We start from the raw sequence: 12,753 nt of genomic DNA, 5'->3' as shown, positions 1-12,753 counted from the left end.
AGAGGAGAAATTTATATGGATACCAATCAGAAGTTGTCGATTGCAGTCTTTGCTTTAGGCTGATTTTGGGGACCCGATGCTCAGTTTGGGAGCATAAAAGGCGTTGTCAGCACTAGAGTAGGATATGCAGGAGGAACTACAAACAACCCTAGTTATTATAATTTGGGTGATCACAGTGAATCGATTGAAATTCAGTATGACGCCAATGTGATAACCTATGGAGAACTTTTAAATATCTTTTGGAATTTACACAATCCTGTATATGAAACTACAAACAGACAATATATGTCGAGAATATTTTATCTTGACGATGGACAAAAATCAGAGGCATTGGAAATGAAGAGACAAATAGAAGCTGCAAATGGAGAAAAAATATATACTGAAATTGTACCGCTAGAAAATTTCTATTTAGCGGAAGGATACCATCAAAAATACTATCTACAAAATACAACGAAGCTATATCAAACATTGAAAGCGATTTATGGCGGCTTCGGAAATTTGGTGCGTTCAACTTTAGCTGCAAGAATGAATGGCTACATCGCAGGAAATCTTAGCATTGCCTCTTTAAAAGAGGAAATGGATTTAGTAGAGCTACCAGAAGATCAGTATGAGAAAGTACTTTCTATCGTCGAAGAAATTAAATAAAATTTGAGATTTAACAAAAAATTCAAAAAAATAGATTGCTACTAAATAGTACACATGGTATAATTTAGATAATTATGAATGAGGAGGTGTAAAGATGAGACAGTTAAACTTAGTTAACAACGTAAAGAATAAACATAATGTATTTGGCATCAGCAATGATCATCCATTATTTTTTGTAAATACAGGTGTAGTGCGTTCAAAATTAAATAATGTGTTAACTGAGAGAAAGTGGATCATCTTTGACAATAAATAAAAACTTATTGCCTAGGAGGGTTTGCCTTCCTAGGTTTTTTATGTTTTATTATAGTGAGATTACATCGATCTGTTCTGTACTGATCGTCGTTTAATTTTCATGGATATAATATTGTACATGGCCTAGGAAGATACTTCCTAGGCTTTATTATTTTTGTCCACCATGTAGTATCTAAAAATTTTAAGGGGTGGGAGAATGAGATTGATTTAATGGGGAGTGAAATTACAACAATAAGGAAAGTGAGGACAGAAGAATGAAAAATGTGAAATTGCTTTGGCAATATATGAAAGGAAACCGATTGATATATATAGGTTCCATCCTAAGTATAGGAATTTCTACGTTGATTAATGTAATCAATCCTTTGATTATTCGAACCACAATAGACTCTATTATTGGAGATGCTCCTGTAGAGAATACAGGGACAATGTTTGGATTAATTCAAAGGCTTGGTGGCGTTGAGAAGCTACGGGACAACATTTGGATGATGGCAATTCTATTAGTCGCTTTAACCGTGATAAATGGTGTGTTTTTGTATTTAAAAGGAAAATTAGCATCCACCGCTGCAGAATCTACGGCAAAGAAAATCAAGGATCAACTGTATGATCATTTGCAGCATTTGCACTACGAATATCATGTGAAAGCAGAAACTGGAGATCTCATACAGCGCTGCACTTCTGATGTAGAGAATATTCGAAGATTTTTAGGAGTACAGTTTGTGGAAATTGGAAGCGCTTTGTTCATACTAGGGTTCGTACTAGTGATTATGCTGAATTTACATTTGAAGATGACATTGATATCCATGATTGCCGTACCGATTATATTTACATTTGCGATCATCTTTTTTAAGAAGATCAAAGATGCATTTCAGCAATATGATGAATCCGAAGCCAAGATGTCCACTGTTTTACAGGAAAATTTAACAGGGGTTCGTGTCGTGAGAGCTTTTGCGAGACAGGATTATGAAATCCAAAAATTTGAAGAAAAAAATAGTGTTCATCGTCGATTAACCAATCGAATCATAAGGCTACTAGCTCTTTATTGGTCTTCCTCAGATTTAATTTGCTTTCTACAGATTGCATTAGTTCTCATTGTAGGTGCCTATTGGACCGCAAATGGGACCATCACTTTAGGAACTTTAGTTGTATTCACTACATATGAAGGAATGCTTTTATGGCCAATTCGACAACTGGGTAGGATTATCGGCGATATGGGAAAAACCTTAGTTGCTGTAGAAAGAATACAGGAGATATTAGATGAACAAAGGGAGCAGATGGTAGAGAATAACGAAAGACCGATGATCAGAGGAAATATTCAATTTGACAATGTTTATTTTGAATATGAAAAAAACAAACCTATTTTTGATAATATTTCCTTTGAGGTAAAAGAGGGTCAAACTGTTGCTATTTTAGGGCCAACGGGCGCAGGAAAAAGTACATTGGCTTATTTAATGGCAAGATTATATGACTATCAAGGCGGTTCTATTAAGGTAGACGGACATGAATTAAAAGACATGGATAAAGTCTGGGTTCGTAAAAATGTAGGTGTGGTGTTGCAGGAACCTTTTCTCTTTGCAAAATCTATCAGAGATAATATTAAATTGGCAAAACCAAGGTCTTCCGATGACGAAGTCTTCCAAGTTGCTAAAGTAGCGTCAATCCATGATACAATTTTAGAGTTTGACCAAGGATACGAGACCATGGTAGGTGAGCGAGGCGTTTCTTTATCCGGTGGACAAAAGCAAAGGGTTGCAATCGCTAGAACATTAATTGGAAATAGTCCAATTGTCATATTTGATGATTCTCTAAGTGCGGTGGATACGGAAACAGATAATGAAATCAGAAATGCTCTAAAAAGCCGCAAGAATAAGGCGACAACCTTTATTATTTCCCATAGAATCACCACTCTTTCTGAGGCCGATTTTATTATTGTGCTTGAAAAGGGAAAAATTACTGAAATCGGTAATCATACAGAGTTGATGAACAATAATGGATTGTATCGAAGAGTGTGGGAGATTCAGAATTCTATAGAAGGGCAAGAAGAAATCGTTGCAGATAAAAGGATTTAATGATATTGAATGTATTTGGATGAGAGGTGACGAGAAATGAGTAAACAGGATGGATTGAAAGAACAGGAATATACGAGAGGGGAGACTTTGAAAATATGGAAGGGATTGTTAAAGTATACAAAGCCCTATCAAAAGGATTTAATCCTAATGGCCATTGTACTGGTTGTAGTGGCAGCAATTGAAGCGATCTTTCCCTATATGACGAAGATTGCAATCGACAACTTTATTATTCCAGCCACAACGGAAGGCATCGGAGCATTTACTTTCATTTATGTGGCGTTGGTAGTGATCATATCGATTTGTATTGGACTGTTCATTGTATTTGCTGGGAATGTAGAGGTGGGTCTATCCTATGATATCCGAAAAATCGGCTTTCAAAGACTTCAAGAGCTTTCTTTTTCCTATTATGATAACAAAGCTGTAGGGTGGTTGATGGCAAGAATGACCTCGGATATCAACCGATTAGGAGAGACCATATCTTGGGGATTGGTAGATTTGGTGTGGGGTTTTGCAAAGATGATCGCTGTAATGGTGGTAATGGTTTACCTAAACTGGAGGCTAGCTTTGATTACCCTTTCAGTTATCCCAGTATTAGCGATAATCAGTCTTTATTTCCAAAAGAAAATGCTTCATAGCTATCGAATCGTAAGAAAAATAAATTCGCGAATTACAGGCGCATTTAACGAAGGAATTATGGGGGCAAAAACTACAAAAATATTAAGCCGTGAGGAAGAAGCATTACATGAATTTAAGGAAATGACAGGAGAAATGAAGGTGAACTCCATTCGAGCCGCAATTTTTTCTGCCCTGTATCTGCCCATTATTTTGACCTTATCTAGCATTGGAACTGCTTTAGCACTGTGGAAGGGTGGCAATGGTGTTATGGAAAATGCAGTGAGCTACGGTACCTTGGTCGCTTTTATATCCTATACCATCCAGTTTTTTGAACCTGTTCGTGAAATTGCTAGGGTTCTTGCAGAGCTTCAATCCGCTCAGGCTTCTGCCGAAAGAGTACTTTCTATGATCGATACAGAGCCAGAGATCAAAGACAGTCGGGCGGTAGAGGAGCGCTACGGGAAGGGGTATGGCTTTAAAGATACAGGTATTTCTCCCATTAAAGGAAATATGGAGTTTCAAAATGTTTCATTCTATTATAATGCGGAGGAGCCGATTCTACAAAATTTCAATTTAAAGGTGAAGGCAGGAGAAACCATCGCTTTGGTTGGAGAAACGGGGTCTGGAAAAAGTACTATAGTAAATTTGGCCTGCCGTTTTTATGAACCTACTTCTGGTAAAATTCTAATTGATGGCGTAGATTATAAGGATATGCCACTGCTCTGGCTCCATAGCAATCTAGGCTATGTACTCCAAAACCCACATTTGTTCAGTGGAACCATAAGAGAAAATATTCAGTATGGGAAGCTGGATGCCAGTGAAGTGGAGATCGTAAGAGCAGCAAAGTTAGTGAATGCCCATGAATTTATTATGAAGCTGGAAAATGGTTATGATTCCGAGGTTGGAGAAGGAGGAGGCCTACTATCTACAGGAGAAAAGCAGTTGATTTCTTTTGCAAGAGCAATCATAGCGGATCCTAAAATCTTTATTTTAGATGAAGCTACATCTTCTATTGATACAGAGACAGAGCAAATGATCCAAAAGGCCATTGATAAGGCTTTAAGTGGTAGAACCAGTTTTATTATTGCCCATCGACTATCCACCATTCGTTCTGCGGATCGGATACTAGTGATTAAGGATGGCGCTGTAATTGAAGAAGGAAATCATCATCAGTTACTGAAACAGAAAGGCTATTATTACAAGCTATATACCAATCAATTTTTAGAAGAACAAGGGAAAAAAATCCTGAGCAATTGATAGAACGGGCCCTAAAAATAGAGGATAGAAGTCTATTTTTAGGGTCTTAATTTTTTGAAAAATAAGGGTAAAAATTTTTCGAACCAATTTCGACCTCCTGAATATACTGTAGTAAGTAAACTAAGGCGATGTTTATAGTCTATACAAATTTTATTAATAAGGAGGTTAATCAATGTATTATAACAGCTATATGCCAAATAAATGCCCCATGGGTACAATGCCTTATATGGTAAAAGCAGGGGATACATTTTACAACATAGCCATAAGATGCAATACGACTGTAGCGGCTCTGATGGCAGCAAATCCAAATGTAAATCCTAATTCATTATATATAGGGCAAATTATTTGTGTACCGATGTCACAACCACAGCCGCAGCCACCATGCCCAGGGGGAACCTATTACACCGTTAAAGCAGGAGATACTTTCTTCTCCATCGCTAGAAGGTATAACATCAGCGTAGATGCGCTGATTGCAGCAAATCCAAATGTAAATCCAGATGCGCTCTATGTTGGTCAAGTAATCTGTATACCGAAAACGACGCCACCGCCACAAACTTGTCCAGTTGGAACAACGCCTTACATCGTAAGACCAGGAGATACTTTCTTCTCCATCGCTAGAAGGTATAACATCAGCGTAGATGCACTGATTGCAGCAAATCCAAATGTAAATCCTGATAATCTACAGATAGGACAGCAAATTTGCATACCAATGGGTACACCGCCACAGAAATGTCCAATCGGAACAACACCATATACGGTAAAAGCAGGAGATACTATCTTCTCCATCGCACAAAAGCACAATACTACAGTAGATGCTATATTAAGAGCGAACCCAGGACTGAATCCAAATAACCTACAAATCGGTCAAATAATTTGTATACCAATGGGTACACCACCGCAGCAATGTCCAATCGGAACAACACCATACACAGTAAAAGCAGGAGATACCATCTTCTCCATCGCACAAAAGCACAATACTACAGTAGATGCTATATTAAGAGCGAACCCAGGACTGAATCCAAATAACCTACAAATCGGTCAAGTAATTTGTATACCAATGGGTACACCACCGCAGCAATGTCCAATCGGAACAACACCATATACAGTAAAAGCAGGAGATACCATTTTCTCCATCGCACAAAAGCACAATACTACAGTAGATGCTATATTAAGAGCGAACCCAGGACTGAATCCAAATAATCTACAAATCGGCCAAGTAATTTGTATACCAATGGGTACACCACCGCAGCAATGTCCAATCGGAACAACACCATACACAGTAAAAGCAGGAGATACCATCTTCTCCATCGCACAAAAGCACAATACTACAGTAGATGCTATATTAAGAGCGAATCCAGGACTGAATCCAAATAATCTACAAATCGGTCAAGTAATTTGTATACCAATGGGTACACCACCGCAGCAATGTCCAATCGGAACAACACCATATACGGTAAAAGCAGGAGATACCATCTTCTCCATCGCACAAAAGCACAATACTACAGTAGATGCTATATTAAGAGCGAACCCAGAACTGAATCCAAATAATCTACAAATCGGTCAAGTAATTTGTATACCAATGGGTACACCACCGCAGCAATGTCCAGCAGGAACGACACCATATACAATCAGATCGGGGGATACTTTCTACTTACTAGCACAGAGATACAATACTACTGTGGAGGCAATCCAAAGAGCAAATCCAGGTGTCGATCCGAATAATCTACAGATCGGTCAAGTAATCTGTATGCCAGGAACACCACCTACCCCACCGCCAAGTGGCTGTCCAACAGGAACCACACCATATACAATCAAATCAGGGGATACATTCTACTTACTAGCGCAGAGATACAACACTACTGTAGAGGCAATCCAAAGAGCAAACCCAGGTGTCAATCCGAACAATCTACAGATCGGTCAAGTAATCTGTATGCCAGGAACACCACCTACCCCACCGCCAAGTGGCTGTCCAACAGGAACCACACCATATACAATCAAATCAGGGGATACGTTCTACTTATTGGCACAGAGATACAACACTACCGTAGAGGCGATACAAAAGGCAAACCCAGGTGTCAATCCGAACAATCTACAGATTGGTCAAGTAATCTGTATGCCAGGAACACCACCTACAACCCCACCGCCAAGTGGCTGTCCAACAGGAACCACACCATATACAATCAAATCGGGAGACACATTGTATCTGTTAGCAAAGAAGTTTAACACCACAGTAGAAGCTATAGAAAAAGCAAATCCGGGAATCAATCCAAATAATCTACAAATCGGTCAAGTGATCTGTATACCGAAAGCGTAATCAAATAATAATAAAAGGAGATTCTTCTTCGATGTAGGAGGAATCTCCTTTATTATGTGCCTACAAACTTTACAATAATTATGAAATTCTCTCATGTAAATCACGTTAATTTGTAGTAAAATAGAAGATATTGTTAATAATATGAAATATTGAAACAAATATATAATCTAAGAGGTGGTCAATTTGAGAGCAGAGATTATTTCCATAGGAACAGAACTTTTATTAGGCGAAATAATTAATACAAATGCACAATATATTGCGAGAGAGTTAGCTAGTTTAGGGATTGATGTATACCATCAATCCGTTATCGGTGACAATGAAACAAGATTAAGTGAAGCCTTTGAAACCGCTTTTAAAAGGTCCGATGTGGTCATTACCACTGGTGGCTTGGGCCCCACAAAGGATGATATGACGAAAGAGACAGCAGCCAGCTTTTTTGGCAAAAAACTTATTCCTCACGAAGAGTCTCTAAAGAAAATAGAGGCGTATTTTAAGGGGAGAGGGTTAAATGTAAACGAAGGAAATCGAAAACAAGGATATTTCCCAGAGGGTTCTATTGTTTTACCAAATCCAAATGGTACAGCCCCTGCCTGCATTATAGAGGAGAACAATAAGAAGCTGATTTTACTCCCAGGGCCACCTAGGGAAATGATTCCTCTATTTGAAACGCAGGTTCTCCCTTACTTAAAGAAATTCCAAGATAAATTTTTCTCCTTTAAAGTCCTCAATGTATGCGGTATCGGTGAGGGAGAAATGGAAGAAGCAATTATGGATATTGTAGACCATCAAACCAATCCAACAGTAGCACCCTATGCTAAACCCAACGGATTGACCCTTAGAATCGCTGCAAGTGGACATACTCAGAAAGAAGCAGATGAACTGATACATCCAATGGAAGAACAAATTAGGGAGCGATTGGGGCTGAATATATACGGGGAAGATGATATCAGTTTAGAAGAAATCGTCGCTAAGATTTTAATAGAAAAGAAGCTTACAATATCTATTGCAGAATCTTGTACAGGTGGATTTTTATCTGGTAGGCTTGTAAACTACCCTGGAATCTCTTCTGTTTTTATGGAGGGCATCGTTACCTATAGTAATGAATCCAAGGTCAAATATTTAGGTGTAAATCCACAAACCATAGAAAAATATGGCGCTGTCAGTGAAGAGGTAGCGAGAGAAATGGCAGAGGGTATTTGTAAATCTGCCCACACAAATATTGGCTTATCTGTCACAGGATTAGCAGGGCCTAGCGGTGGTAGAGAAGATAAGCCAATTGGACTTGTATACGTTGGCATTTGTATCAATGGTGTTACAACAGTCAAAGAGCTGAATCTCGGTGGAAGCAGAAATCGGATACGCAGTTTAGCAACAACGTATACACTAGATCTCCTCAGAAGAGAAGTCCTGAACCGCTCTCTCTAAGCGATGAAATATGGATTTCACACCTTTCCACCAATGCTCATCCTCAGCATATTTTCGGTTGATCCATTGGAAAGGATCTATATCCTGGGGCCGATCTTTACTGAGATTAAGGATGGTTCGAGCTGCAATCCTAGATGAATCCATAATATCCGTATTGTAATCCTTCCAGCTTACGAAAACGTTAAAAGGATTATTGACTATTTCATGAGCTAAGGCATTTGATTTTGAAACAAAGCCTTGCTCCTGCCCTGCCACAGCAAACAGGATTAAGGGATTCAAATCGAATTCTCTTGCTACATTGATAATCGATGAGAAATAGGGTTCTTCTTCTAAGAGAGAGTTTCTGCTCTTTAAATAGCCTCTGAGCCTATGGGTATCAATCTCCTTATAGAGGAAGTATTCTGGCAAATGAGGAGGAGAATTTTCAACCATGCTTGTCTCCATAGGAATCTCACTTTCCATTGGTGCAGAGGTATGTTTTCCATGTAGATGATTGATTGAAAATAACAATACCAATAGCACTGTCATACCACTAAGAATGACTTTTAATGAATTTTGTTTGGAGGGTAATTGAATTTCCCTGGGGGTATCCAATATAGGGATGAAATTATTCATAGGAGAATGTAAATGCATTCTTAAGTCATCCGGATGCATCGGGTTATCTAAGTATTGATTCATCCATTCCAATAGGACGGATAAATAATTTTCTTTTTCTTGATATTGCGTGGTCATTACATGGAATATATCGTACAATAAGATATTTTCATTTTTTAAAACTAAGGTGTCCTTCAGGAGAAGCTCTCTAATTTCCAATTGTTCATCTCGGGGGATCGCCTTTAGATAGCCGTCAATTATTTTTCGAATAGAATCTATCAATATATCGGCATGCTGCTTTGTATTGGAATGGGGATATTTACTTTGTATATAGGTGCGCAATCTATGAATATCGTTATAAGATAGAATTTTAATAGATTTGAGTTCCTGTATAAAATCTCTCATGGTATCATCACATCCTAATATATTGTAGTTCATCCCTATTGGAAACGATTGGTATAATGATATTATACTTGATTATTAAATCTATATCTATAATTTAAAAGGAAATAATGGATTTATATAGAAAATAATAGAAAAGCAAAAATGAGGAGGTAAGTATGGAAACTTTAAATAAAGGACAGATATACAATGGCTTTGAATTGTTAGAAGAAAGAAATATAAAAGAAGTAAACTCCATGGTACGATTATTTTCCCATGTGAAAAGTGGTGCAAGGCTGCTACATTTAGAGAACGATGACAATAACAAGGTATTTTCCATTAGCTTTAGAACGCCACCAATGGATAATACAGGACTTCCCCATATATTGGAGCATGCTGTGCTTTGCGGTTCTAAAAAATTCCCTCTAAAAGACCCTTTCATTGAACTTGCAAAAGGTTCTCTGAATACCTATTTAAATGCCATGACTTTTTCTGATAAAACAATGTATCCTATTGCCAGTCAGAACCATAAGGATTTTATGAATTTAATGGATGTATACTTAGATGCGGTATTCAATCCAAATATCTATAATGGACCGGAAAGCTTCATGCAGGAAGGGTGGCATTACGAACTTAATAACTTAGAGGATTCTCTTTCTATTAAGGGTGTCGTTTATAATGAAATGAAGGGTGCTTTTTCATCCCCTGAGCAAATTATATTCAGCAAGATAGAAGAATCTTTATTTCCAGATACTGTATATCGATTCGAATCTGGAGGAGAGCCGGATGCAATACCAGAGCTTACCTACGAGCAATTTATAGATTTTCATAAAAAATATTATCATCCATCCAATAGCTATATATACCTATATGGCAATGGTGATTTAATGGCGTATTTAAAGTTCATTGATGAAGGGTATTTAAAGGAATTTGATGAAATTGAAGTGGATTCAGAAATTCACACTCAAAAACCGTTGGGTGCAATGAACGTGGTGGAGGAATTCTATTCAATTTCTGCGGATGAAAATCCAAAGGACAAAACATTGATCAGTAAGAACTATGTTGTTGGAAACTCCAATGATGCGGAGAAGGTATTGGCATTTACAATCTTGAATTATCTACTTTTAGGATCACCAGCAGCGCCATTAAAGAAGGCTTTAATTGATGCCAATATAGGAAAAGATGTCTTCGGCTCCTTTGATAATAGCATCATGCAACCGACCTTTAGCATTGTTGTTAAGAATACTAATGTAGAAAGTAAGGAAGTCTTTTTAAATACAGTGAAAGAAACATTGGAAGGTCTAGTAAAGAATGGTATTGATAAAAAACTAATTGAAGCTGCAATCAATATTCATGAATTTAAGCTAAAGGAAGCAGATTATGGACATCGACCAAAAGGGCTGGTTTATAATATAAAGGCGATGAATACTTGGTTATACGGTGAAAAACCTTGGTTGCAGTTAGCTTATGAAGAAGGTCTTAAAAATATCAAAAGGGCTTTAGAAAGCGATTATTTCGAAAGATTGATACAGGATGAAATTCTAAACAATAATCATAGCAGCCTAGTTATATTAAAACCACAACCGGGATTGGAAAATGAAAAAGAGCTGAAAGAGAAAGCAAGATTAGCAGAATATAAGAATCGACTATCAAAAAAGGATCTTGAGAAAATTATGGAGGACAAGGCAAGACTAGAGGCATATCAAAATAAGATAGAGGCCGAGGAAGCGCTGTTATCCATACCTTTGTTAGATAGAGAGGATATCGATAAAGATGTTGAAAATATTGAATTAATCAAATTAACCCAAGATGATGTCGATATTCTACATCATCCAGATACCACCAATGGTATTTCCTATATCAGCCTTTTATTCGATACGAAGTCCGTACCTCAGGAGCTGATTCCATATACAGTTCTATTGACCAGCTTGTTAGGGAAGATTCGAACAGAGTCCTATGATTATGAAGAACTATCGAATTTAATCAACATTCATACGGGTGGCATTTACTCTAAATTAGAAACTTATGCTACTCAGCAAAGCCACAAGAATTTTTCTTCAAAGCTTGTTGTGAGGGGTTCTGCTTTGATTGGAAATATTAAAACCTTATTCAATCTGATGGATGAGCTTATCAATAAAACAAAATTTGATGAAGTTAATCGAGTGAAGGAATTAATTGCTGAATCCAAGTCCCGTTTGGAAATGAATATTTTTGATCAGGGTCACGTGATGGCTGCACGAAGAGTAAACTCCTATTTTTCACCGATTTCTAAATTTATAGAAATAACATCAGGGATTTCATATTACGATTTTATTTCGGATTTGGATGCTCGGTTTGAGAAAGAAAAGGAAAATATTGTAGAAAACCTACAGCAAGTATTTTCAATGATCTTTAATAAAAATAATCTGCTCATTAGCATTACATCGGAGAAATCTGATTTTGAAACAATCCAAAGAGAAATGGTGTCGATTGTTGAAGGTTTATCCGATCGTACATTAGAAAAGTTCCAATATTTCTTTGAAAGAACGGAGAAAAGTGAGGGCCTTTTAACACCTGGCAAGGTTCAATACGTTGCTAAAGGAAGTAATTTTAAAGACTTGGGATATGATTATTCTGGGAGTATGCAAGTTTTAAAAACTATAATAAGCCTGGACTATCTTTGGAATAAGGTGAGAGTTGCGGGTGGAGCCTATGGATGCCTAGCGAATTTCTCTAAAAATGGAAACTTTGTATTTAGCTCCTACCGAGATCCAAATCTAAAGGAGACGTTGAAGGTATACGATGCTATGCCTGAATATATTAAGGACTTTAATGTGGACGAAAGAGAAATGCGAAAGTATATCATCGGAACCATCAGCAACATGGATGCTCCACTCAGCGCATTTATGAAAGGCGATAGAGCAACAGCAAATTACATATGTCAAATAACACAACAGGATCTTCAAAAGGAAAGAAATGAAATATTAGGCACAACCGTAGAGGATATCAGAAGATATAGCCATTTAATTGATGAAGGAATGAAAATGGAATATGTATGTATACTTGGAAATGAGGATAAAATAAAGGAAAATAAAGATCAATTCAGTCGCTTGATTAAAGTTTTTAAATAGGGATTAAAAAATTAAATATTGTTAATAAGTAAACTATAATACTTGTAAAACATACTATTTTAGGTTACTTTTAATATGGGGAGTAGGTTCGTAT

General features: G+C 37.3%; 8 protein-coding genes and 1 pseudogene. 8 read left to right on the top strand and 1 reads right to left on the bottom strand.

Annotated features, from left to right (window positions below; genetic code table 11):
- Positions 1-75: 75 nt before the first annotated feature.
- The 7 genes and pseudogenes from CLOS_RS10150 to CLOS_RS10120 all read left to right on the top strand — a co-directional run.
- Positions 76-450, top strand: a pseudogene (locus CLOS_RS10150) (peptide-methionine (S)-S-oxide reductase MsrA); the annotation flags it as partial.
- Positions 451-501: 51 nt separating this feature from the next.
- The gene (locus tag CLOS_RS16415) at positions 502-645 is read left to right on the top strand and encodes a hypothetical protein (protein ID WP_330360326.1); all 144 of its coding nucleotides are present in this window, start codon (positions 502-504) and stop codon (positions 643-645) included.
- A 94-nt stretch (positions 646-739) separates the two neighbouring features.
- On the top strand, positions 740-898 hold the full coding sequence (locus CLOS_RS15925; RefSeq protein WP_156774439.1) for a hypothetical protein: 159 nt from the start codon (positions 740-742) through the stop codon (positions 896-898).
- A gap of 253 nt (positions 899-1,151) precedes the next feature.
- Positions 1,152-2,963, top strand: coding sequence for an ABC transporter ATP-binding protein (locus CLOS_RS10145; RefSeq protein ID WP_012159796.1), 1,812 nt, complete (start codon positions 1,152-1,154; stop codon positions 2,961-2,963).
- A gap of 36 nt (positions 2,964-2,999) precedes the next feature.
- Complete coding sequence (locus tag CLOS_RS10140; protein WP_012159795.1) at positions 3,000-4,835, top strand: ABC transporter ATP-binding protein; 1,836 nt, start codon at positions 3,000-3,002, stop codon at positions 4,833-4,835.
- A gap of 172 nt (positions 4,836-5,007) precedes the next feature.
- On the top strand, positions 5,008-7,149 hold the full coding sequence (locus CLOS_RS16215) for a LysM peptidoglycan-binding domain-containing protein (RefSeq protein ID WP_012159794.1): 2,142 nt from the start codon (positions 5,008-5,010) through the stop codon (positions 7,147-7,149).
- Between the two features lie 183 nt (positions 7,150-7,332).
- Positions 7,333-8,574: a competence/damage-inducible protein A gene (locus tag CLOS_RS10120; RefSeq protein ID WP_012159793.1), complete on the top strand. Its 1,242-nt coding sequence runs from the start codon at positions 7,333-7,335 to the stop codon at positions 8,572-8,574.
- Here the strand turns inward: CLOS_RS10120 and CLOS_RS15295 are convergent.
- The gene (locus CLOS_RS15295; RefSeq protein WP_049753822.1) at positions 8,533-9,573 is read right to left on the bottom strand and encodes a hypothetical protein; all 1,041 of its coding nucleotides are present in this window, start codon (positions 9,571-9,573) and stop codon (positions 8,533-8,535) included. The two genes, CLOS_RS10120 and CLOS_RS15295, sit on opposite strands and share 42 nt — an antisense overlap.
- Positions 9,574-9,728: 155 nt before the next feature.
- On the opposite strand from CLOS_RS15295, the gene CLOS_RS10110 reads away from it, so the two are divergent.
- Positions 9,729-12,659, top strand: coding sequence for an insulinase family protein (locus tag CLOS_RS10110; protein WP_012159791.1), 2,931 nt, complete (start codon positions 9,729-9,731; stop codon positions 12,657-12,659).
- Positions 12,660-12,753 lie beyond the last annotated feature (94 nt).

It is taken from the genome of Alkaliphilus oremlandii OhILAs (assembly GCF_000018325.1).
Taxonomy (GTDB): Bacteria; Bacillota; Clostridia; order Peptostreptococcales; family Natronincolaceae; genus Alkaliphilus_B; species Alkaliphilus_B oremlandii.
The sequence above is the reverse complement of the archived record's forward strand: the minus strand, read 5'-3'. Positions and strand labels throughout refer to the sequence as shown.

Coding starts and splice junctions, on each gene's coding strand:
- CLOS_RS10110 (WP_012159791.1), top strand. CDS start 9,729: ATGGAAACTTTAAATAAAGGACAGATATACAATGGCTTTGAATTGTTA.
- CLOS_RS10140 (WP_012159795.1), top strand. CDS start 3,000: ATGAGTAAACAGGATGGATTGAAAGAACAGGAATATACGAGAGGGGAG.
- CLOS_RS10145 (WP_012159796.1), top strand. CDS start 1,152: ATGAAAAATGTGAAATTGCTTTGGCAATATATGAAAGGAAACCGATTG.
- CLOS_RS15295 (WP_049753822.1), bottom strand. CDS start 9,573: ATGAGAGATTTTATACAGGAACTCAAATCTATTAAAATTCTATCTTAT.
- CLOS_RS16215 (WP_012159794.1), top strand. CDS start 5,008: ATGTATTATAACAGCTATATGCCAAATAAATGCCCCATGGGTACAATG.
- CLOS_RS15925 (WP_156774439.1), top strand. CDS start 740: ATGAGACAGTTAAACTTAGTTAACAACGTAAAGAATAAACATAATGTA.